Consider the following 21,117-nt stretch of genomic DNA (forward strand, 5'->3'; position numbering starts at 1 on the left):
AAAAGTACCTGCTCGATTGACGCCTAAATAACACGTTCGTTGCATAGCGCTGAAGGAGTGTTCAGTGGTAGTTATCAGCCATCCAATTGCTTTCAAGGTCGTTTTTTTGCTAATAGGACATCGTGCGGTGACGTTCGTCGTCAAAACCCGGTAGTTGGTCTACAGGGTGTAGGTGATCTTGCTGCATTTAACTGTAGTGCAGTATATTAGTACAATGTTTCAGGACGGGGTAATGAAGTTGAAAAAGGTGATCAGCAACAGGGTGGTACAGCATGTGCTATTTTGGGCGATCGTCTTTGTGCTTTATACATTTTTGTACTCAGTAAAAAGCAGTTTTTGGATAGCGTTCCGGAATAACCTGTTCTACACACCGCTTCATATCACCTTTTATTATTTCATCACTGGCTATCTGATCCCCATTTACCTTTTTGAGGGGAGGTATGTCAGTTTCCTATCGTTATTGGTGCTGGTTATGCTCTTCTTGAGCTTCATCAGCAGGGTGATGGACATCTATATCGCTATTCCTTATATTATTAAATACATGCCGCTTGACAGCTGGGAAAAAGCTGAATTGACTCGTTCCGCTGTTTTTGACCGATTGTTCGATCTGGTGTTCTTCATGAACGCCCTCAAGGCCATGAACATGATCGTGTGGTTCGCGGTGGTGATCAAAATGTTCAAGCTGTGGTATGAGCGTAAGCAGGCTGCCCTGCAAGCCGAACTTAACGCGCTGAAGGGGCAGGTACACCCGCATTTTCTGTTCAATACGCTCAATAACCTTTATGCGTTAACGCTGGCCAACTCGCCGCGGTCATCAGAGGTGGTGCTGGGTCTGTCGGATCTGCTTCGGTATATGTTGTACGAATGTGATACAGACCTGGTGAGCCTGCAAAAAGAGGTGCAGATGCTGCAACGCTACATCACCCTGGAGCGCCTGCGTTACGAGGAACGCCTCGACCTGAATTTTACCATCAGCGGTAGGTTGGAGGATAAGCTGGTGACGCCGCTTATTATGCTCACCTTTATCGAGAACGCCTTTAAGCATGGTGCCAGTGATACCGTGGGAGAGGCCTGGGTCACGATCGATCTGCAAGTAGTGGGCGATAACATGAAGTTGAAAGTAGCTAATAGCAAGCCTGCCTCAAATGCTCTGAACGCCGGAAAGCATTTCGGTAACATCGGTCTCCAGAATGCCCGTAAACGCCTGGAGTTACTGTATCCTGCCGCCCACGAACTCAAGATCATGGACGACGAGGACACCTTCCTGGTGGTACTGGAATTAAAATTACAGACCGACCCCATATCCTCACCTAATCTTGCGTTGATCACCACATGAAGATACGTACCCTGATCGTTGATGATGAGCCTCACGCCATTGAGGTGATCGATACCTTCTTGCAGCAATTTACCGACTTGGAAGTGCTTGGGCGATGCAACAGCGCTATTCAAGCCTTCCAACTGCTGCAACAAAAACAGGTCGACCTCATGTTCCTTGATATCAAGATGCCAGGCCTCAACGGTAATGACCTGCTCCGAAGCTTGAAGAACCCGCCCAAGGTGATCTTCACCACCGCTTATAGTGAATACGCCCTCGAAGGCTTTGAGCTGAACGCGGTGGACTATCTACTGAAACCTATAGCATTCGATCGCTTTTTGCGCGCCATGGATAAGGTCTACCAAAGTTTCGATCAAAAGCATGCCTCGGCAGTACTGAGCCATGAGGCGCCAATAGGTGATAGCGAGACTTTCCTGTATCTGAAGGTTGAACGGAAAACGATCAAGCTCAACATCAATGACATTCTATGGATCGAGAGCCTGCGCGACTATGTGAAGGTCGTGACGGCCGACCAGGTGCACATCAGTAAGCAAAAGATCAGCTTTTTGGAGGAGATGCTCCCGGAGCGACGCTTCGTGCGCATACATCGCTCATTCATCGTGTCGTTACCAAAGATCGATTCTTTTTATGGAGCGGTGGTCGAGGTTAGCGGACACGAGTTGCCCATTGGCCGTAACTATAAACAGGATCTGCAAAAAAAGCTGAAGACGGAGAACCTGCATTTTAGCTGATCTGTCAACTTTATCCGGCCGTTGTGGTTTGTTAAAATATGAATAATATCAACAAACTCCTGTTAGCGATAGTGATCATGATAGCCACAACGGCCGCGGGTGCCCGTGCGCAAACTCAAGGTGCACTGACCGCCAACGCTGGTGCGGCCTACCAAAAGGCCGACAAGGAACTGAACCGCGTTTACCAAAAGATCTTGAAGGAATATGCGTCACAGCCGTTGTTCATCAAAAAGTTCAAGGTAGCCCAGCGGCTTTGGGTACAGCTACGCGATGCCGAACTGGCCGCGCGTTACCCTGCAAGAGGAAGTTACGGTTCTGCAGGCCCCATGTGCGAGAATATTTACCTCGAAGACCTGACCAAACAACGCACCAAGTTTTTAAAGCAATGGCTCGATGGTATTCCGGAGGGGGATGTATGTACAGGGTCGGTAAAGGTTAAGCGGTAGTTATTTGAAGATGATGGGTATCACATATGATATAGCTGCTGGTCTACCTGCTCTAACCCCTGGTCTAAACTTTGGCAGGATGCTTACAACTCTCACGGCTTCATCAGAGGCACCTTGATCACTGATACGGCCTATGGCTTTAACATCTGTCAAAGATCCGCCTCTGTCAATAATTACCGAAACGTTGATCCTGCAAGGAGCTTTAGCTTTACTTTGGTCAAGATACTTATCAATATAAGCCTTCATTTTTTCAGGTCCACCAATGAATTGTGGGTCCATATCTGACATAACGATGCCGAGTGTTACATTGGTGTCAGTAATTGCCTTAGGTTCTTCTATTACAGGGATATCGTTATGTGTAGTATCTATGCCTCTTACAAATTTTAGTGGATACCTGGCCTTCTGTTGTTTGGTCGGTTTCGGACTTTTTTGAGCATGTGTGGGTTCGTTCCACAAATTGATACCGATCACTAAAAGGGCCGCCGACAACCATTTTTTCCAGGATGGCAATGTAGGAGTATTTGTGATCAATTGGTCTTGCCTGAAACGGCCACATATAATGCCACCATTTTCAGCCAGTATCCTCCTGAATTCATCCGCCTTACTGTTGGTCAGGTCATACACGGTCTTGCTGCATTTAACACAATGCCGACCGCCCTCGGTTGAATGCATGTTGTTCCATTCCTCAGAACAGGCAAAGCTAAGGTTCACATCCTTGATAGGTTCACTCATATCATTTGAATACGATCGTTGTAGAAGCTTTAGATCCATAGGCGACCCCACTCTGCTTTGATGGTGTGAATTTGTAAGGATAAGACCTTACCGCTTTAACTACCTCAGCGTCGATCTGTTTATTTAAGCTTTTAAGTATCCTGACGTTCGATAGTGCACCATGCTCGTCTATAACAAACCCAACTTCAACGTTGCCCTTTGGTCCGGCTGAATGTTTTACATGCTTATGTACGTACTTTTCTAACGCGTCCATGTCGTCTAAAAAAGTATCGTCATCCATATCCACGGTTCGGGTCATAACCACTTCTTTGGTGGTCTTGTCGCCTTTACGTACGTTGGTCACCTTGGTGGTTACCTTGGGTTGGTACTGAGCGTGAGCGTTGTTGATAATAAGTATTAGCGAGAATGCAAAAAGAATAAGGTAGGGCATGGCAATGTTCTTGTAAGGTCGGTCAAAGGTCATTTACTAACTGCAATATAGAAAATTTAAAACTGCAACCATACAGCTTGGTTATGCAATAAACGATTTGACCATGGCTAAAAATGTAGCAGAACAACTGGTGGATATGCTGATCGCCGCCGGTATAAAAAGAATATATGCCGTTACCGGTGACAGTTTGAATGAAGTGAATGATGCGGTGCGCCGCAGCGAGGGGAAGATACATTGGATACATGTACGCCATGAAGAGGCCGGGGCCTATGCCGCAGCGGCAGAGGCCGAGTTGAACGGTTTAGCATGTTGTGCAGGCAGCAGCGGGCCCGGCCACGTGCACCTGATCAATGGCCTGTATGATGCTCACCGTTCGGGCGCACCGGTGATCGCTATCGCATCCACCTGTGCCACTATCGAGTTCGGCACCGAGTATTTTCAGGAGACCAATACCATCAAGTTATTTGATGATTGCAGCCACTATAATCAGATCGCCACCACGCCGGCGCAATTGCCGCGTATGTTGCAGGCGGGGATCCAGAATGCCTTAAGCAAAAAGGGTGTGTCAGTTATCGGTCTTCCGGGCGACTTGACCAAGATGGATTCAGAAGAGATCACCACATCGACCATCAATTATGCACCGACCCCGGTGATCCGCCCTACGGACTCTGACCTGCACCAATTGGCCGCTTTATTGAATGCCCATGAAAAGATCACCATCTTTTGCGGTATAGGCGCCAAAAAAGCACATGACGAGGTGGTGGAACTCTCCAAACGCTTGCAAGCCACCGTGGGCTACTCGTTCCGCGGTAAAATGAGCATTCAACATGATAACCCTAACGAGGTGGGCATGACCGGTCTGTTAGGATTACCATCTGCCTACCACAGCATGCACGAGAGCGACCTGATCCTGCTTTTAGGTACCGATTTCCCATATACCCAATTTGTCCCTACCGACTGCAAGATCGTGCAGATCGATACCAAGCCCGAGCGCATTGGCCGCCGCGCCAAGGTTGATATGGGTTTGTGCGGTACTGTCGAAGATACGCTACAGGCGCTGTTGCCACTCATCACCCAGAAGACAGACGATAGCTTTTTACAAGGCCAACTGGAGTTATACAAAAATGTAAAGGACAGCCTGCAAACCTACGTGGACGACAGGGGAGAGATGAACGCTATTCACCCAGAATTTGTTGCTGCCACCATTGATGCGCTGGCCAACCAGGATGCCATTTTTACGGTAGATACCGGTATGTGCTGTGTTTGGGGAGCACGTTACATCAGGAGTACCGGCAAGCGTGAGATGCTGGGCTCGTTCAATCATGGCTCAATGGCCAATGCTATGCCACAGGCCATTGGCGCAGCCTTGAGCAGCCCGGGCAGGCAGGTGATCGCTTTAGCGGGTGATGGTGGTATATCGATGTTGCTGGGCGATCTGGCTACCATCGTTCAATACAAGTTGCCGGTAAAGATCGTGGTGTTCAATAACCGCTCATTAGGTATGGTAAAGCTGGAGATGGAGGTGGCCGGCCTTCCTGATTGGCAAACCGAAATGCAGAATCCTGATTTTGCGTTGGTAGCCCAGGCCATGGGCATGAAAGGCATCACCATTGCCGATCCTGATCAGGTAGAGCAGGGCTTGCGCGAGGCACTGGCTTTCAATGGTCCGGTACTCATCAACGTCATGACCGACCCTAATGCTTTGGCCATGCCGCCAAAGATCGAATTTGAGCAGGTGAAAGGCATGACCGTTGCCATGAGCAAGCTGATCCTGAACGGACGCATGGGCGATGTATGGGATACCATCAAAGCCAACTACAAGCACATCAAAGATGTGATATAAGGCCATTAGGAGCTATCAGATAAAAAGGCAAAAAGCGCCGTCACAAGCATCGCTAAGATGATCTTTGACGGCGCTTTGCTTTTCATTCCTTTTTAAACTTCAGGGCCAGCATCACCGCTACCGATATCATGATGATCACAAAGTAGCTGTAAGCCAGGTTATGTGCGTCCTTTGCCGGAAAAGCTGCCACCACGCTGTAGCTCAGGAATGAGACGATCACATAGTTGATACCGCCGGTAAGTCCGCTGGCTATTCCCGCATTTTTAGGAAAGCGGCTCAGGCAAAAGGTAAAGAAGTTGTTGAACGTAAAGCCGGCGCAAACATGAATGATGAACGCGAAGAAGATGAGCGTGTACAACCCGGTGATGAACTTGAGGCAGGCCAGCATGATCAGTACAAAGGCTACTTGTACGCCCACATTAAGTGCTATACGGCTAAAGAAAGGCTTATTGATACTGGCCTTGCCGATCAGTCCGCCCACCATCCAGGCAAAGCCCAGAACCAGTGAACTATAACCTGCAGTAACAGGTGTAAGGTGCAAGCTATGCTCGATGATGAAAGGGCCGGTCATGTTGTACATCATCACCATGCTGTAAGCCAGCCCAAGCATCACGATTCCTAACGTAAAACTGGCCGTACCGATCATGGTAGCATATATGCCGGTGATCTTTTTGATCGCGAACTCTGAAAAATGCTGTAATGATTCGCCACTGTAAAGCATCTCTAACACGAGCACTAAAGCGCCAAAAAAGGCGAGGAAGTAGAAGTTGGACCTCCAGCCAAAGGCTTCCTGGAAATAACCACCTATAAAAGGTGCTACGATAGGCCCGGTACTCCAGATGATGCTGAACATGCTCAGGTAGTGCTTCAGCTTATCGCCGGTGAACATATCGACAAAGTAGGCTCGCTTGGCCACAATGATGGCCCCAACGGTGATGCCGTGAACTACCCGCATGGCATAAATGGTGTAAATGTTGCTGCTCATGGCAACGGCCAGGCTGGCCAGTATGAACAGGAAGGTGGCGATGAGGCTGATCTTGTAACGGCCAAAGCTATCGAGCAGGCTGCCCACAAAAAGCTGTGCCACGCCATAGCTGATAAGGAACACTGTAAGGGTAAATTGTACCTGCATACTGCCCACATGCAGCGATGAGGCCATGGAGGGTAACGATGGTATATAAATGTCGGTGGCAAAGCCCGACAAGGGAAGCAAAGCGAAGGCAAGCGTAGTGGCCATGCCCTGGTTCTCGGGCTTAATGGTTTTGGTTGATGTTATGGAATATAACATGATATATGAGGATAGTAAAGGTGGATAATGGTCCGCCAAAGCCGGTATTGACCGGTATCAGGAGTAGCGGACGGAAAAAAGAGAAGCATGTGTCCGGTGAAAACGGACGAACAGCCAAAATAGAAAAGTAGCTACAGAGTGCTAAATGAACACGGTGCCGTGAAGCAACAACATACAGGGCCTTTTACCAAATTTGCTCATTGCTGTGTGTATAGATGTGATCTTGCTATATGCGGATCAGTTGGTTTGGATCATGATCTCTTTGGCCATCACCATGGGTACGCTGATGTACTTCTTTTCCATATAATTGATCACCTTTTCCAGTATCTCTCTTGATTGATCATCTAACGACTGCACCTCGTCGGCAAATACCGAGTTCAACGCCTTTTCGCGGATCTGTTTGATCGCTTCAGGCACCTGGCGCATAGCTACCTCAATGCGGCGTTGTTTCAACAGAGGGACGAATTCGCCAATGTTCTGGTGAATGATGCGCTCGGCATGTACCAATTCCTGGTAGCGCTCTTGCAGGTTCTTCTTGGCGATCTCGTTCAAGGAGTTTACCTCGATGTATTGCACCTGGAACTGTTCCAGCACCTCAGGGGCGGTATCGTTAGGTACGGCAAGGTCAACAATGGTCTTGCGGCCTTCTTCGCCATTTAGTAAGGTCTTGTATATCTCGGCCGTAATGATCGGCTGTGTGGCCGATGTACAGGTGATGATCACATCAAAGCCCTTGTTATAGGTCTTCAAGGCCTCCAAATCGTATGCTTGTCCGTTAAGGTCGGCGGCGAGCGTTTCGGCATTGGCCAGCGTACGGTTGAACACGGCAAAGTTGGAGTACTTATGTTTTTGAAGATATTTGGAGATGTTGCGGTTGGTCTCGCCGGCGCCAATGATCAGCACACGTGAGTTGGAGCACTGCTTAAGATCTTTAAGCTTACGGTAGGCCAATGATACCACCGATATAGGATTGCGTGAGATGTTGGTATGAGTATAAACCTCTTTAGCGGTCTTGACCACGCAGTTCATCACCATGCGCAGGTAATCGCCGGTGAGGCCGGCCTCGCGGCATTCCTCGTAAGCGCGACGTAACTGGGCTAGGATCTCTTTTTCGCCAACCACCAGGCTCTCTAACGAGCATGAGGTACGCAGCAGGTGATTCAGGGCATCGTGGTCCTCATAAATAGAGGCAGCATCGATCATGGTATCCATATAGTAAGGACACAAACCCATACCGAACGACTGCAATAACTGCTGGGCGAATACCTTATCTACGTCTTGCGAAGTGGCCAGTACGAACTCTACGCGGTTACAGGTAGAGAGGTAGAACAATTCAGGTATATTGAACTGATCTTTGACCTGCTGGAGTTTCTCGGTCAAGTTCTCCTGGCACATCACCAGTTTACCAAGTTCTTTCAGCTCAATTTGCTTGTGCGTAAAGGCTATAACTTTTAAAAACTTCAAAGCCGTAGTTTTAATACAAAATTCCTATCCCACAAAAGTAGCATCTAAATAGCTGCGTATCTGTCAATCCTTTGTCAAACACCGCAATTTAGAATGAGTATAAATTGAATAGTAAATAGTGAATGGTGAGTGGTTGGATGGTGAGTGGTTATCAAATTAAATAAAGACCGGTTAGTTGCCTAACCATAATTTTATAATAGCTTTAGCCAACAACTAATCACTATTCAACCACTCTCTAGTCACCACTCACTTACTCACTATCATGCTCAGAAATATCAGTCTGGCTATCCTGGTGATCGCCTATGTGGCCGCCGGGGTCAACCATTTCATCCATCCCGAGGGCTATATCGACATCATTCCTGATTACTTACCTTACCCGGTACAGCTTAATTACGCGGCCGGCGTGTGCGAGGTCGTGTTTGGGTTGATGCTTATTTTCCCTACCACCCGTAACTGGGGCGCCTCGCTGCTCATCCTGATGCTGGCCGCCTTCCTGATCGTGCACGTCCGTATGGTACAGATCGCGCCGCTTCGGGTCGGTGGTTACTTTATTACGCCTTTCATCGCCTGGGTACGCTTGCTGTTGCAGCCGGTGCTGATGCTATGGCTGTACTGGCATATCAGGCGCGAACACTAATTTCGCCTTTTATTGTTAGCCACCTATGATCGTTACGCAACATTATACCTTGCCGGGCGCAAAAGGCCGCGTTATGGCCATCGATCTTACCTTCGATAATGCGCAGCCATACGCGCCACTCATCATATTTGCTCACGGGTTCAAGGGTTTTAAGGACTGGGGTTCACACCACTTGTTGGCCAAGTACTTTGCCGAACATGGCTTCCGCTTCCTGAAATTCAATTTCTCACATAACGGCATCACCGACCAGCCGCAAGAGCTGACCGATATGATCGCCTTTAGTGAGAACACGTTCTCGATCGAGTTGGAAGACCTGGGTTACGTGATCGATCTGGTGTGCGGTGGCTCAGTGATACCGGCCGCACGCAAAGTGATCCTGATCGGGCACAGCATGGGCGGGGGCATCAGCATCATTAAGGCCTCTGAGGACCCACGGGTAAGCCACCTGATCACCCTGGCCTCGGTGGCTACCTTCCGCAACCTGTGGCCGCCCGAGATCGAACCGCAATGGCGGTTAAGCGGCGTACTCAACTTTCCAAACCGTCGTACCGGGCAAAAGATGCCCGTGAAGGCCACGCTGCTGGATGATATAGAGCGCAACGCCGGCCGATTGAACGTGATGGCCCGGGCCGCATTCGTTACCCAGCCATGGTTGTTGGTTCATGGCACCGATGATATGGTGGTGCCGATCAGCCAGGCGCACGACCTCAAGAGCATGCAACCGAACGCGCAGTTACTGATATTACCGAACGCTGACCATGTTTTTGGTTCCACGCATCCATATTTGCAACACGAGCTCCCGCCTGATCTGCAACTATTATGCAGGAAAGCGGTGGAGTTCCTGAACCCCTCCTCGGTCCTCCCCGGTGGAGAGGAGAGTAAGTAATGATCTTCTACTTCGGAGAGGGTTAGGGGGAGGTTAACAACTTTACACTATGCAACTTAAAGGTTCCCGCAAGATCGGGAAAAAATTCCAGAACCCTATACCTACCGAAGAAGCCACCGCCGGTAAAATGCCGGCCATATTGTGGGAGTACATCATCAATAAGGCCGAAAGTGTGCCGCTTAAAAAGCTTGGCCCGTTCCATACCGATGCAAAAGTTTATGACACCCCACCGGCCAGTGGTTTGCGGGTGACCTGGATCGGTCACTCCAACCTGCTGATAGAGGTTGATGGTAAACGGCTGCTAACCGACCCGGTGTGGAGCCAGCGCGTATCCTTTACTCAACTAATGGGGCCGAAACGTTTTTTTGACGCACCGCTGCCCTTGGATCAGTTGCCTAAGTTGGATGGCGTGATCCTGTCGCATGATCATTATGATCATTGTGATATGAACACCATTAAATTTCTCGCCAAAAAGAACGTTCCCTTTTACACCTCTTTAGGGGTGGGCCAATACCTTAAAAAATGGGGTGTGCAGCCTCATCTGATCAATGAGATGGACTGGGGCGATACCGTTAGTTTAGGTGATCTAAGCATCACCACTGCGCCTACGCGCCATTTTTCGGGCAGGGGCATCACCAACCGTAACGAGACCTTGTGGAGCGCCTTTGTGATCAAGGGGCATACGCACAATATATTTTTTGGAGCCGATTCGGGCTGGTTCAATGGTTTTACCGACATCGGCGAAGCTTATGGCCCGTTCAATCTTACCATGCTGGAGATCGGCGCTTACGGCAAGAACTGGCCCGACATACACATGGGTCCGCTCAGCGCCATGAACGCCCACATCGCCCTTAAGGGCAAACAAATGATGCCGATCCACTGGGGTACCTTTAACCTGGCCCTGCATGCCTGGCGCGAACCGATAGAGATACTGCTTGAACTGGCCAAGAAACAGAACGTCACGCTATTTGCTCCTGAACCTGGCAAACCTACCGAGGTGACAGGCGAAAGTTCGATATCAAGATGGTGGGAAAGGTAATAGCAGCGATGCAACAGATCGGTTCAGCCGTCTGGTCAGCACATTGACCACCATGCTCTTTCGTCGATCTATCCTCACATTCCAATAAAAATTTAGGCAGGTAGGCTTTAAAAGTTAAATTTGCGTGCAGATCAAAAAAATACATTGGACAGGACAGTTATCATTGGTACTCGCGGCAGCGAATTGGCCTTATGGCAGGCAAATTTTGTAAAGGATAGTTTAGCCGCTATAGGCGTTACCGCCCAGTTAAAGATCATCAAAACACAGGGCGACCGCATCCTTAATCTCAGCTTGGATAAGTTAGAAGGCAAAGGTTTCTTTACCAAAGAGTTAGAGGAAGAATTGCTGGCCGGTACCATCGATATCGCCGTGCACTCGCACAAGGATCTTCCTACCGAGCATCCGGCCGGTTTGATCATCGCAGCTGTTTCGGAACGTGAAGACCCATCTGAACTGTTGATCATCCTGAAAGATTGTGTGGACGTTCATCAACGTTTGTCGGTCAAATTCGGTGGCCTGGTGGGTACCTCATCTAACCGTCGTAAGGCGCAATTACGTGCCCTGCGCCCTGATCTGGAAATGGATGATCTTCGTGGTAACGTGCCTACCCGTATCGATAAGTTACGTAAAGAGAATTACCATGCCATTATGCTGGCCAAGGCCGGTGTGGCACGTTTAGGCATTGACTTGAGTGAGTTCCATGTAGAGGAACTAACCCCGACTGAATTTGTGCCGGCGCCTGCACAGGGTGCACTGGCCATCCAGATACGGGAGACCAATACTGACCTGTACGAAGTATTGCAAAAACTGCATCACCCGGAGGTGGCCGAATCATTGGCTATCGAGCGGTCGGTATTAAAGACCTTTGGCGGCGGTTGCCATATGCCACTGGGTTGTTTTTGCCGTAAGCACGAGGGTAAATACCAGGTGTTCACCTCTAAGGCCGATACCGAGAATGACCTGCCAGATCGTTTCTTCATTAGTGCTGACAGCACTGAAGGACTGGTCGATCGCATCATAGCCAAATTTGATAAGCAACGTAAGCTCGCCGGCAAGGTGTTCATCTCACGTGAGTTGCCAGCTTCAAGTTATTTCCGCAGAGTGTTGGAGAAGCATGGTGTTGAGGTGGAGGCGCGTTCATTGATCCGTACTGTACCGGTGATGACCATACTGAACCCTTACGTGTTACAAGGGGTCGATTGGATCTTTTTCACCAGCAAAAATGCCGTCGAATACTTCTTTCAGCTTAAGCCACAATTCCCGCATCCGGTAAAATTTGGGGTGATGGGTAGTGGAAGCGAGGATATGCTGCGCCGCAACGGTCAATTTGCCGATTTTGTGGGCGAAAGTGGCGATACCACCGAGGTGGGCCGCGAGTTTGCCAAGCTGGCCAATGGCTATCACGTATTGTTCCCTGGTGCCGAAGGTGCCATGAAGAGCATACACCGGTCGCTATCGGCCGAGACCAAGATCGTGGACCTGCCGGTGTACGAGACCGTAATTGAAGAGAATGCAGAAGGTACCGACGCCAATGTGCTGGTATTTACCAGCCCAAGCAATGTGGAGGCCTATTTTAATATGAACTTATTAGACCCTGATCAAAAAGTGATCGCCATAGGTAATTCTACAGGCAATAAACTTAAAGAAGTGGGTGCCGCATACACGCTGCCGTTCTCGCCCGATGAGGTAGGACTGGCCGAGGCGGTGTTCGGGCTTGAATGATCCATGGTTAATGGGTCATAGTTCATAGCAGTGATAAATGATCGGTCGGTAATGAAAGGCATCAAAAGCCATGAACCAAATTACTGACCATGAACTAAACATATGTTACAACGACCAAGAAGGAATAGAAAAAGTGAAGTGATCCGCCAAATGGTACAGGAAACTCACGTGAGTGCGGCTAACCTGATCTTCCCGCTATTTATTGTAGAGGGTAACGATCAGAAGACAGAAGTGTCGTCAATGCCGGGTATCTTCCGGTATTCTATCGATCATTTGCTTCGCGAGGTAGAAAGCTGTATGAAGCTTGGGTTAAGGTCGTTCGATCTTTTCCCTAACATCGATGAAGCGCTTAAAGATAAATACGCCACCGAGAGCCATCGTGACGAGAGCCTTTACCTGCGTGCTATACGCGAGGTAAAAAAAGAGTTCCCTGAATCATGCGTGATCACCGATGTGGCTATGGATCCTTACAGCAGTGACGGTCATGACGGTATCGTTGAGAATGGCGAGATCCTGAACGATGAAACGCTGGAGGTACTGGGTAAAATGGCCCTGGCCCATGCGCGCCACGGTGCCGATATCATTGCCCCGTCAGACATGATGGACGGCCGAGTGGGTTACATACGCCAAGTGCTGGATGATGCAGGCTTTAGCCATGTATCCATCATGTCGTACACCGCTAAGTATGCCAGCGCGTTCTACGGTCCGTTCCGTGATGCGCTGAACTCGGCGCCAAAGTTCGGCGATAAAAAATCATACCAGATGAATCCCGCCAACCAGCGCGAGGCCCTGATCGAGGCCGGGCTGGACGAGGCCGAAGGTGCCGACTTTTTGATGGTGAAACCGGGCTTGCCATACCTGGATGTGATCAAACTATTAAAAGATAATACTGAATTGCCTATAGCTGCCTACAATGTAAGCGGCGAATACGCCATGATCAAAGCCGCCGTTCGCAACGGCTGGCTTAACGAACAGCGCTCGGTAACTGAGGTGCTCACCAGTTTCCGCCGTGCAGGAGCCTCAGCCATATTGACCTACCACGCTAAAGAAGTGTTGGAGAATAAGTGGTTGTAGTAAATTAGACGTCATTGCGAGGAACGAAGCAATCTCTGCGGAGGCCAGCCAGTTTGGTAGGCATAGTCCAGAGATTGCTTCGTTCCTCGCAATGACGATTTGAAACAAATAACAATGTCAGAGATAAAAGAAATAAGCCGCGAAAGATCGAATGAGTTATACGCTAAGGCTAAAACTTTCTTTCCGGGTGGTGTCAACTCGCCGGTAAGGGCTTTTAAGTCGGTATATGGCACGCCGCTGTTCATCAAAAAAGGAGATGGCGCTTACCTTTGGGATGCTGATGATAACCAGTTCATTGATTTTTGCTGCTCATGGGGACCACTTATTTTAGGGCACAACCACCCGGCCGTACGCGAAAAGGTGATCGAGGTGATGCAGAACGGGATGTCGTTCGGGGCGCCTACCGCCTTGGAGAACGAATTGGCCGAGCTCATCCTCAGCAATAACCCTTTTATTGAAAAGATACGTTTCACCAGCTCGGGTACCGAGGCGGTGATGTCAGCCATCAGGCTGGCCCGCGGTTACACTGGCCGCAACAAGATCCTTAAATTTGAGGGTTGCTACCACGGCCATACCGATGCTTTGCTGGTGAAAGCAGGTTCGGGCTTGGTCACTTTCGGCGAGACCTCATCGGCTGGTGTGCCTAAGTCGTTCGCCGAGGAGACCATCGTGATCGCTCTTGACGATCGCGAGGCGCTCACCAAAGCCTTTACCGATTTTAAGGACCAGATCGCTGCCGTGATCATTGAGCCGGTGCCGGCCAATAATGGTCTGCTATTGCAGCATAAAGAGTTCCTGCAGTTCCTGCGTGACGAGTGTACGGCCAATGGTACGCTGCTCATCTTTGATGAAGTGATCTCGGGTTTCCGGGTATCATTCACTGGAGCGGCAGGTCACTACCAGATCCAGCCCGATATCATTACCTACGGTAAGATCATTGGCGGTGGCTTGCCGGTAGGTGCTTATGGTGCATCGGCACAGATCATGAGCAACATATCGCCCGAGGGCCCCGTATACCAGGCAGGAACCTTATCGGGCAACCCGGTGGCCATGGCAGCAGGTATAGCTCAATTGAGCCAGCTGTTAAAACCCGGCTTTTATGAAGAATTAGCACAAAAGACCACGTCTTTTGTGAACGATATAGTAGCTTTTGCCAGCGAGCGCGGTTACCCTGTGCACCTGACTCAAATAGGTTCGATCTTCTGGTTCGCGTTCGATACCAAAGATATCACCCGTAAGGCCGAGGACATCGACCCAAAAAGCATGGACAAGTTCAAGCAGATGCACTTTGAATTGCTGAACCGTGGTGTGTATTTTGGCCCGTCGGGTTACGAGGTTGGCTTTGTATCAGCCGCTCACACAACGGAGATACTGGATCAGGCGAAACAAGCTATATTTGATAGTTTGGATGTGGTGTTCAACCCCACCCAACCCTCCCCGGGAGGGAGGGCTTTAGAAAGCCAAAACGACTTTAGAGAATAATCACTTAATTAAGGTCTCCCCTCCCGGGGGAGATCCAGAGGGGGCTTATGAAACGACCGTTCGTGATATTTTACGCGCTCATCATCTACACGCTGATGGAGCTGATCTGGTGGGGTTACATGCTGATGAGGCTGCAGCCCGATCGCACAGGCATGATCCTGGGCGAGGGTTCCATGTTCATTATCATCATCGCAACGGGAGCGATCTTGTTCCACCGTTCGTTGAATAAGGAACGCCGTTTGGTGCACCAGAAGAAGAACTTCCTGTTGTCGGTCACCCATGAGCTGAAATCGCCACTGGCCTCGATCAAACTATACCTCGAGACCATCCAAAAGCGCAGCCTCACCAAGCAACAGGTAGATGATTTTGTGGGCAAATGCTTACTGGATGTTGACCGCCTGAACGACATGGTGGAAAATATGCTACTGGCCGCCAAGATCGAGAACCAGTCGTACACGTTCCCTAAGCAGCAGTTCAACATGTCGGTACTGGTGGATGGTATCGTGAATCGTTTGCAGATCAACCGCTGCGACATGCACCAGCAACTGATCAACGCCGAGATAGAGCCTAAGGTAGAGGTGACCGGCGATAAATTTGCGCTTACGTCAGTGGTCACCAACCTGATCGAGAACGCCATCAAGTACTCTAAACCTTGCGAAACGGTCAACGTAAAGTTATACAGCAAGGCCGGCAAGACCTACCTTGAAGTGGCCGACCATGGCATCGGTATAGCAGATGCAGAAAAAAGCCGTATTTTTGAACGTTTCTACCGTGTAGGAAGTGAAGAGACCCGTAACACAAAAGGCACGGGCTTAGGTTTATACATAGTGAAACAAGTACTTGATAAACACCAGGCCGTGATCAGCGTGCGCGATAACCGCCCTGCAGGCAGTGTTTTTGAAGTTATATTTGGGTAAACCTAACATCTTAACGATACCTGTAATGACAAAAAAAAGGATACTACTGGCCGAGGACGAAGAACATTTGTTAGAGGCCATCAAATTGAACCTGGAGCTTGAAGGCTACAAGGTGACCACCGCTAACAATGGTAAAAAAGCGCTTCAAAAGTTCAAAGAGGAGCGTTTTAACCTGGTGATCCTGGATGTGATGATGCCAGAGGTTGACGGCTTTGTGGTGGCCGAGACCATCCGTCTGGAGAACTCGGAGGTGCCGATCATGTTCCTGACCGCTAAAAATACCAACGAGGACAAGATACAAGGCCTTAAAAAAGGTGCCGACGATTACCTGACCAAACCGTTCAATCTGGAGGAGCTGATCCTGCGCGTGAACAACCTGGTAAAACGCGGCCTTAAAGGTGAAGAACTGAAAGAGTTCAATAGCTATAAGATAGGCGAAAAGACCATCCATTTTAACTCGTTCGAGCTGATCAATGAGGATGGTTCGGTAACACCGCTCACCAAGAAAGAGACCATGCTGCTCAAATTGCTGATCGAGCGCCGCAACGAGGCCGTATCACGTGAGCAGATCCTCGAGACCGTTTGGAACTACGATGTGTACCCATCTACCCGTACCATCGATAACTTTATCCTCACGTTCCGTAAATATTTTGAACCAGACCCTAAGAACCCGGTATATTTTCACTCGATCCGTGGTGTGGGTTACAAGTTCACCGATAATCATTAATGTTCACTAACAAGGCACGTATAGGCGTGGCGCTGGCCTTCGGGATCATGGTGCTGTTCTTCATCTATCAGCGCAGCTATGAATTGGCTGCCGTTGCCTTTGTGTTCGTGGCCATGCTGGTGTGGGGCTACTTTAAAGAGGGTACCATCATTTTGGCAGCCAAACAGTTCCACGTTAAGGATTACGACAAAGCCGAGGACCTGCTGCTCCAGATCAGGAACCCGGAATGGCTGAGCAAGAACCGTCGTGGCTTTTATGAGTTCATGATGGGAGGGGTAAGCCTGCACAAGCAGGACTTTGCCGCTGCCGAGCAGCACTATGAGGCCGCTACCCAATACCCGCTACGCTCGGCGAACGATCACGTGGCCGCATTGGTGCACATCGTTAACATTAGCATACGCCAGGGTAATTATCAAAAGGCGCAGGCCTACCTGCAACTGGCCAAAGCCAAAGGTGATCAGGTGAACGCCAAGATGCGTGCAGTGATCCAAAAGCTGGAACAGGAGTTAGAGACCAACAACAAGTAAGCTATAGCAGGCCGCGGAGGTCATGCTTTTTTATATGGAAAATTCATTATTTATTAAAGCCGCATTCTCACAGCTTACCGAGCGCCCGCCGGTATGGATGATGCGCCAGGCCGGCCGTTTTATGCCGCAATACTGGGAGATCAAGAACAAGTACTCTTTTTTGGAGATGTGCAAAACTCCCGAGATAGCGGCCGATGTGACCATGCTGCCCGTTGACCTGCTCGACATCGATGCGGCGATCCTGTTCTCCGACATATTGGTAACCGGTGAGGCTATGGGTGGCGATCTGAGCTTTACCCAGGGTGTTGGTCCTAAATTCGCTAACCCTGTGCGCACCCAGGCCGATGTTGACCGACTGGAGGTAGATGTACAACCACGCTTACAATATGTGGCCGATGCGATCAAGGTGATCCAGCAACGCCTGAACGGCCGTATACCGCTGATCGGCTTTGCCGGTGCGCCATTTACCGTAATGAGTTACCTGGTGGAGGGTGGGTCATCACGTGATTTTAAGCTTACCAAGCTTATGCTGCACAACCAGCCTGAGCTGGCGCACCAGTTGCTGAGCAAGATCGCCAAAGTAACGGCCGATTACCTGAACCTGCAGATCGAGGCCGGCGTGAATGCCGTGCAGATATTTGATAGCTGGGCGCAGGCTCTTGCTTGGGATGATTACAAAGAATTTTCACATAACTACATCGCGCAGATCATTAGCCAATTGAAACGTAAGGATATCCCGGTGATATCGTTCTGCAAAGGCAGTTCGGTCTTCGCGCCGCTGATGGCCGAGGCCAAACCTGATGTGGTATCGATCGACTGGAACGTTGACTTACTGGATATGAAACATCGCCTGCCGCAAGGTGTGGCCGTGCAGGGTAACCTGGATCCGCACATCCTTTATGCCGATAAGCCGGTGATCAAAGAGCGTATACACCGCCTGTTCGAGCGTATGCGCAATGAGCCGGGCTTCATCTTCAACCTGGGCCACGGCATCATGCCTGATATCCCTTTCGACAACGTTAAGTACGCGGTCGAGGTGATCAAAGAGTTCAGGTATTAACCCTCAGGCCCCCTAAAGGGGGAGTGGGAAGAGTTAACTAACATACTCCGTTATCTCAAATTTTAACTTGAGATAACGGAGTTCATATTAAATAAAACATTTAAAAACTCCCCCTTTAGGGGGCTGGGGGTCATGTACTTCTACATCAAAGCCATACATATCATATTCGTGGTCAGCTGGATGGCGGGGCTTTTTTATGCTGTGCGCCTGTTCATTTACCATACCGAGGCACAAGACAAGCCCGAGGTAGAGCGTAACATCCTCACTGCCGAGTATGAGCGCATCGAGAAACGCCTGTGGAACATTATTGCCACCCCGGCCATGGTGCTTACCCTGGCGGCCGGTATCACCATGATGTTCCTCGATGGCTCACTGGTGCATGCTCATTGGTTGATGGTGAAGCTGAGCTTTGTGGTGGGCCTCATTGCCTATCACCTTAAATGTGCCAGCATGATGGAGGAGATGCGCAAAGGCGTTTTCAAATGGACCTCCTTCCAACTCCGCTTATGGAACGAGGTAGCCACCATTTTGCTATTTGCCATCGTGTTCCTTGCCGTACTTAAAGATGCTCTGAGCTGGATCTATGGCGTGATCGGCCTCATCGCCTTCGCCATGATCATTATGTCGGCCGTAAAGATTTACAAGAACTATCGCGTTAAGAAAGGCATCAAATAGTCTGTAAATTGCTTTTTAAGATCCCCTCTCGAGAGGGGCAGGGGTGTGTCTCTCAAAGCGAAAAGTTGATCATTACACACCCCCATCACATATCCCGGCCCGCCCCCTCTCAAAAGGCGAGTGAATTCCGTTGGCGCCGGCTACTTCCGATCACGAACATTCAATAAAGTCATGCTAAATTTGTTAGTATAGCTTATCTTTATTAATTTTCGGGCCATCGTTCCCATGTCGGCCAAGATCACTTTAAATGAAGAGCAGGAGCAGGCTTTTAAGGCCATCAAAAAGTTCCTGGAACATCCCGCTGCTAACACTTTTATACTAAAAGGCTATGCCGGCACCGGCAAGACCTTCCTGATGCAGCACCTGGGCAAGTGGCTCGAAGAGAACAACCTGTCTTTCCGTATGCTGGCCACTACCGGCCGTGCCGCCACCGTGCTACGTGGTAAAACAGGCTTCACCACCAAGACGGTCCATAGCGAAGTGTATAACTTTAGTAAGGTGGAAGGCATAGATGGCCCCGACTACAAGGCCGTGAAACCGGTAGACCGCAACATTAACCAAATGTTGTTACAGTTCCTCACCCGCCCACCCGATAATGAGGACCTTAAGGTGGTCTACATCGTCGATGAAGCTTCCATGCTCTCGGGGCACCAAAGCGCTGATAATAAATTTGCCACTTACGGCTCCGGTGTGCTGCTTGATGACTTGTTCGAGGTGGCGGGTAACAACAAAGTGATCTTTGTGGGTGATCCATGCCAGTTACCGCCGGTGAGACAAAGCATCAGCCCTGCGCTCGATGTTAACTGGCTGGCACAGCAACAACGGGTGGCCATAAGCTTTAGCCTCCAAAAGATCGAACGCACCGATGCTGGTAATGACATCCTTAAGCTGGCCACCGCCGTGCGGGAGATGAGTATGAAGCCGCAGTTAGATAAGTTGAAGCTGCCTGCTGCAGGATTGAGCAACGTTAACCTGTATCCGTCAGATAAAGAGTTGTTCCGCGAGTACCTGCAACGGTACCGCACCAAGGGCACTGATCACACGCTGGCCATTGCCCGCAGTAACAAAATGGTGCAGTACATCAACCGGGCCGTTAGGCGCGAGTTGTATGGTTCCTCGAAAAAGCCATTGCAGGAAGGTGATGTGCTGCTGGTAACGCAGAACAATTACTTTGTCCCGCTTACTAACGGCGATATGGTGAAGGTGATCTACCTGGGCGAGTTTCGCACGTCTATCGGTTACCGTTTTCAGGAGGCCATCGTAAAAGCTTTTGCTACTGGTAATGAGTATAAGGTGATGCTATCGCTCGATAGTATGGATCATGCCGGTACCGACCTGAACGACAAGATGCAGAACGAACTGCTGGCCGGCTTCAACATCCGCATGCGCGATGACAAGATCAAACCCAACGGCGAGGTATATCGCAAACGGATGCGCGAGGATCAGTTCCTGAATAGCTTACGCGTCAATTATGGTTACGCCGTTACCTGCCACAAGGCCCAGGGCGGCGAATGGGATGATGTATTCCTCTTCCTCGAGCACAACATGTACAGCATGAAACACCCCGAACTATGCAAATGGTGGTACACCTCGATCACCCGCGCCCGCAAGGAGCTTAATTTGGTAGAGCGGTGGTGTGAATGAGTTAGTGAGTAGTGAGTAGTGAGCAGTGACTGTTTTTTGCCTGATGTATCGCCTCCCCGTCATGCCGAGCTTGATTCGGCATCCCACGGATAGGTGAAGGCTTTGGTTACTTTGCAAGAGAGGTGCTGAAACGAGTTCAGCATGACAGTGGATGATAAGGCGGGCGTGTCCCACACTTACCAACCTGTCATGTTGAACGCAGTGAAATATCCTGTACAAGCGATGAGTCTGATCAGGGGCGTATAAGATCCTTCGCTATCGCTCAGGATGACAGGTTGGGAGGCATAATTGCCTACCCGTCATGCCGAACTTGTTTCGGCATCCCACTGATAGGTGAACCCTTTGGTTACTTTGCAAGAGAGATGCTGAAACGAGTTCAGCATGACAGTGGATGATAAGGCAGGGATGTCTCACGCTAACCAACCTGTCATGTTGAACGCAGTGAAACATCCTGTAC

21 protein-coding genes are annotated in these 21,117 nt (G+C 49.7%); 17 read left to right on the top strand and 4 right to left on the bottom strand.

Annotated features, from left to right (window positions below):
* Positions 1-232 precede the first annotated feature (232 nt).
* From LLH06_RS05510 to LLH06_RS05520, 3 genes are read left to right on the top strand one after another with little or no spacing between them, the layout of a single operon-like run.
* Positions 233-1,336, top strand: a complete 1,104-nt coding sequence (locus LLH06_RS05510; protein WP_228172262.1) for a sensor histidine kinase — start codon at positions 233-235, stop codon at positions 1,334-1,336.
* Positions 1,333-2,067: a LytR/AlgR family response regulator transcription factor gene (locus LLH06_RS05515; RefSeq protein ID WP_228172263.1), complete on the top strand. Its 735-nt coding sequence runs from the start codon at positions 1,333-1,335 to the stop codon at positions 2,065-2,067. Before LLH06_RS05510 ends, LLH06_RS05515 begins: the two co-directional genes overlap by 4 nt.
* A gap of 38 nt (positions 2,068-2,105) precedes the next feature.
* Positions 2,106-2,513, top strand: coding sequence for a lysozyme inhibitor LprI family protein (locus LLH06_RS05520; RefSeq protein ID WP_228172264.1), 408 nt, complete (start codon positions 2,106-2,108; stop codon positions 2,511-2,513).
* Here LLH06_RS05520 and LLH06_RS05525 read toward each other — a convergent pair whose 3' ends face one another.
* Both LLH06_RS05525 and LLH06_RS05530 read right to left on the bottom strand, forming a co-directional pair.
* Positions 2,514-3,245, bottom strand: a complete 732-nt coding sequence (locus LLH06_RS05525; protein ID WP_228172265.1) for an energy transducer TonB — start codon at positions 3,243-3,245, stop codon at positions 2,514-2,516.
* A gap of 1 nt (position 3,246) precedes the next feature.
* On the bottom strand, positions 3,247-3,708 hold the full coding sequence (locus LLH06_RS05530; protein ID WP_228172266.1) for an energy transducer TonB: 462 nt from the start codon (positions 3,706-3,708) through the stop codon (positions 3,247-3,249).
* A 70-nt stretch (positions 3,709-3,778) separates the two neighbouring features.
* Here LLH06_RS05530 and LLH06_RS05535 point away from each other — a divergent pair, with 70 nt between their 5' ends.
* Positions 3,779-5,518: a thiamine pyrophosphate-dependent enzyme gene (locus LLH06_RS05535; protein ID WP_228172267.1), complete on the top strand. Its 1,740-nt coding sequence runs from the start codon at positions 3,779-3,781 to the stop codon at positions 5,516-5,518.
* Between the two features lie 82 nt (positions 5,519-5,600).
* Here LLH06_RS05535 and LLH06_RS05540 read toward each other — a convergent pair whose 3' ends face one another.
* Positions 5,601-6,806, bottom strand: coding sequence for an MFS transporter (locus LLH06_RS05540; protein ID WP_228172268.1), 1,206 nt, complete (start codon positions 6,804-6,806; stop codon positions 5,601-5,603).
* 5 nt (positions 6,807-6,811) lie between these two features.
* Here LLH06_RS05540 and LLH06_RS20685 point away from each other — a divergent pair, with 5 nt between their 5' ends.
* Positions 6,812-6,937 (top strand): hypothetical protein, encoded by a 126-nt coding sequence (locus LLH06_RS20685; RefSeq protein ID WP_262909370.1) that lies wholly within the window; start codon positions 6,812-6,814, stop codon positions 6,935-6,937.
* Positions 6,938-7,043: 106 nt separating this feature from the next.
* Here the strand turns inward: LLH06_RS20685 and hemA are convergent, their stop codons facing one another.
* The gene (hemA, locus tag LLH06_RS05545; protein ID WP_228172269.1) at positions 7,044-8,270 is read right to left on the bottom strand and encodes a glutamyl-tRNA reductase; all 1,227 of its coding nucleotides are present in this window, start codon (positions 8,268-8,270) and stop codon (positions 7,044-7,046) included.
* A 262-nt stretch (positions 8,271-8,532) separates the two neighbouring features.
* On the opposite strand from hemA, the gene LLH06_RS05550 reads away from it, so the two are divergent.
* The 12 genes from LLH06_RS05550 to LLH06_RS05605 all read left to right on the top strand — a co-directional run bounded on the left by LLH06_RS05550 (position 8,533) and on the right by LLH06_RS05605 (position 20,660).
* A complete protein-coding gene (locus tag LLH06_RS05550; protein ID WP_228172270.1) occupies positions 8,533-8,907 on the top strand; it encodes a DoxX family protein in 375 nt (124 codons plus the stop codon).
* 25 nt (positions 8,908-8,932) lie between these two features.
* The gene (locus LLH06_RS05555; RefSeq protein ID WP_228172271.1) at positions 8,933-9,793 is read left to right on the top strand and encodes an alpha/beta hydrolase family protein; all 861 of its coding nucleotides are present in this window, start codon (positions 8,933-8,935) and stop codon (positions 9,791-9,793) included.
* A gap of 49 nt (positions 9,794-9,842) precedes the next feature.
* Positions 9,843-10,832 carry an MBL fold metallo-hydrolase gene (locus LLH06_RS05560; protein WP_228172272.1) on the top strand — a complete coding sequence of 330 codons (990 nt, stop codon included), beginning with the start codon at positions 9,843-9,845 and terminating at the stop codon, positions 10,830-10,832.
* A 144-nt stretch (positions 10,833-10,976) separates the two neighbouring features.
* Positions 10,977-12,554, top strand: coding sequence for a hydroxymethylbilane synthase (hemC, locus tag LLH06_RS05565; protein ID WP_228172273.1), 1,578 nt, complete (start codon positions 10,977-10,979; stop codon positions 12,552-12,554).
* Between the two features lie 102 nt (positions 12,555-12,656).
* Positions 12,657-13,628, top strand: coding sequence for a porphobilinogen synthase (gene hemB / locus LLH06_RS05570; protein WP_228172274.1), 972 nt, complete (start codon positions 12,657-12,659; stop codon positions 13,626-13,628).
* Between the two features lie 114 nt (positions 13,629-13,742).
* On the top strand, positions 13,743-15,110 hold the full coding sequence (hemL, locus tag LLH06_RS05575; protein WP_228172275.1) for a glutamate-1-semialdehyde 2,1-aminomutase: 1,368 nt from the start codon (positions 13,743-13,745) through the stop codon (positions 15,108-15,110).
* Positions 15,111-15,157: 47 nt separating this feature from the next.
* On the top strand, positions 15,158-16,027 hold the full coding sequence (locus tag LLH06_RS05580) for a sensor histidine kinase (protein WP_228172276.1): 870 nt from the start codon (positions 15,158-15,160) through the stop codon (positions 16,025-16,027).
* Positions 16,028-16,052: 25 nt separating this feature from the next.
* Positions 16,053-16,754: a response regulator transcription factor gene (locus LLH06_RS05585; RefSeq protein ID WP_228172277.1), complete on the top strand. Its 702-nt coding sequence runs from the start codon at positions 16,053-16,055 to the stop codon at positions 16,752-16,754.
* A complete protein-coding gene (locus tag LLH06_RS05590; protein ID WP_228172278.1) occupies positions 16,754-17,281 on the top strand; it encodes a tetratricopeptide repeat protein in 528 nt (175 codons plus the stop codon). Before LLH06_RS05585 ends, LLH06_RS05590 begins: the two co-directional genes overlap by 1 nt.
* A 34-nt stretch (positions 17,282-17,315) precedes the next feature.
* On the top strand, positions 17,316-18,341 hold the full coding sequence (hemE, locus tag LLH06_RS05595; RefSeq protein WP_228172279.1) for a uroporphyrinogen decarboxylase: 1,026 nt from the start codon (positions 17,316-17,318) through the stop codon (positions 18,339-18,341).
* Between the two features lie 132 nt (positions 18,342-18,473).
* Positions 18,474-19,016 carry a protoporphyrinogen oxidase HemJ gene (gene hemJ, locus LLH06_RS05600; protein ID WP_228172280.1) on the top strand — a complete coding sequence of 181 codons (543 nt, stop codon included), beginning with the start codon at positions 18,474-18,476 and terminating at the stop codon, positions 19,014-19,016.
* A 225-nt stretch (positions 19,017-19,241) separates the two neighbouring features.
* Positions 19,242-20,660, top strand: a complete 1,419-nt coding sequence (locus tag LLH06_RS05605) for an ATP-dependent DNA helicase (RefSeq protein WP_228172281.1) — start codon at positions 19,242-19,244, stop codon at positions 20,658-20,660.
* Positions 20,661-21,117 lie beyond the last annotated feature (457 nt).

It is taken from the genome of Mucilaginibacter daejeonensis, assembly GCF_020783335.1.
Lineage (GTDB): Bacteria > Bacteroidota > Bacteroidia > Sphingobacteriales > Sphingobacteriaceae > Mucilaginibacter > Mucilaginibacter daejeonensis.

Coding starts and splice junctions, on each gene's coding strand:
- LLH06_RS05515 (WP_228172263.1), top strand. CDS start 1,333: ATGAAGATACGTACCCTGATCGTTGATGATGAGCCTCACGCCATTGAG.
- LLH06_RS05510 (WP_228172262.1), top strand. CDS start 233: ATGAAGTTGAAAAAGGTGATCAGCAACAGGGTGGTACAGCATGTGCTA.
- hemL (WP_228172275.1), top strand. CDS start 13,743: ATGTCAGAGATAAAAGAAATAAGCCGCGAAAGATCGAATGAGTTATAC.
- LLH06_RS05540 (WP_228172268.1), bottom strand. CDS start 6,806: ATGTTATATTCCATAACATCAACCAAAACCATTAAGCCCGAGAACCAG.
- LLH06_RS05525 (WP_228172265.1), bottom strand. CDS start 3,245: ATGAGTGAACCTATCAAGGATGTGAACCTTAGCTTTGCCTGTTCTGAG.
- LLH06_RS05550 (WP_228172270.1), top strand. CDS start 8,533: ATGCTCAGAAATATCAGTCTGGCTATCCTGGTGATCGCCTATGTGGCC.
- LLH06_RS05590 (WP_228172278.1), top strand. CDS start 16,754: ATGTTCACTAACAAGGCACGTATAGGCGTGGCGCTGGCCTTCGGGATC.
- LLH06_RS05535 (WP_228172267.1), top strand. CDS start 3,779: ATGGCTAAAAATGTAGCAGAACAACTGGTGGATATGCTGATCGCCGCC.
- LLH06_RS05560 (WP_228172272.1), top strand. CDS start 9,843: ATGCAACTTAAAGGTTCCCGCAAGATCGGGAAAAAATTCCAGAACCCT.
- LLH06_RS20685 (WP_262909370.1), top strand. CDS start 6,812: ATGAGGATAGTAAAGGTGGATAATGGTCCGCCAAAGCCGGTATTGACC.
- LLH06_RS05555 (WP_228172271.1), top strand. CDS start 8,933: ATGATCGTTACGCAACATTATACCTTGCCGGGCGCAAAAGGCCGCGTT.
- LLH06_RS05520 (WP_228172264.1), top strand. CDS start 2,106: ATGAATAATATCAACAAACTCCTGTTAGCGATAGTGATCATGATAGCC.
- hemJ (WP_228172280.1), top strand. CDS start 18,474: ATGTACTTCTACATCAAAGCCATACATATCATATTCGTGGTCAGCTGG.
- hemE (WP_228172279.1), top strand. CDS start 17,316: ATGGAAAATTCATTATTTATTAAAGCCGCATTCTCACAGCTTACCGAG.
- hemB (WP_228172274.1), top strand. CDS start 12,657: ATGTTACAACGACCAAGAAGGAATAGAAAAAGTGAAGTGATCCGCCAA.
- LLH06_RS05605 (WP_228172281.1), top strand. CDS start 19,242: ATGTCGGCCAAGATCACTTTAAATGAAGAGCAGGAGCAGGCTTTTAAG.
- LLH06_RS05530 (WP_228172266.1), bottom strand. CDS start 3,708: ATGACCTTTGACCGACCTTACAAGAACATTGCCATGCCCTACCTTATT.
- LLH06_RS05585 (WP_228172277.1), top strand. CDS start 16,053: ATGACAAAAAAAAGGATACTACTGGCCGAGGACGAAGAACATTTGTTA.
- LLH06_RS05580 (WP_228172276.1), top strand. CDS start 15,158: ATGAAACGACCGTTCGTGATATTTTACGCGCTCATCATCTACACGCTG.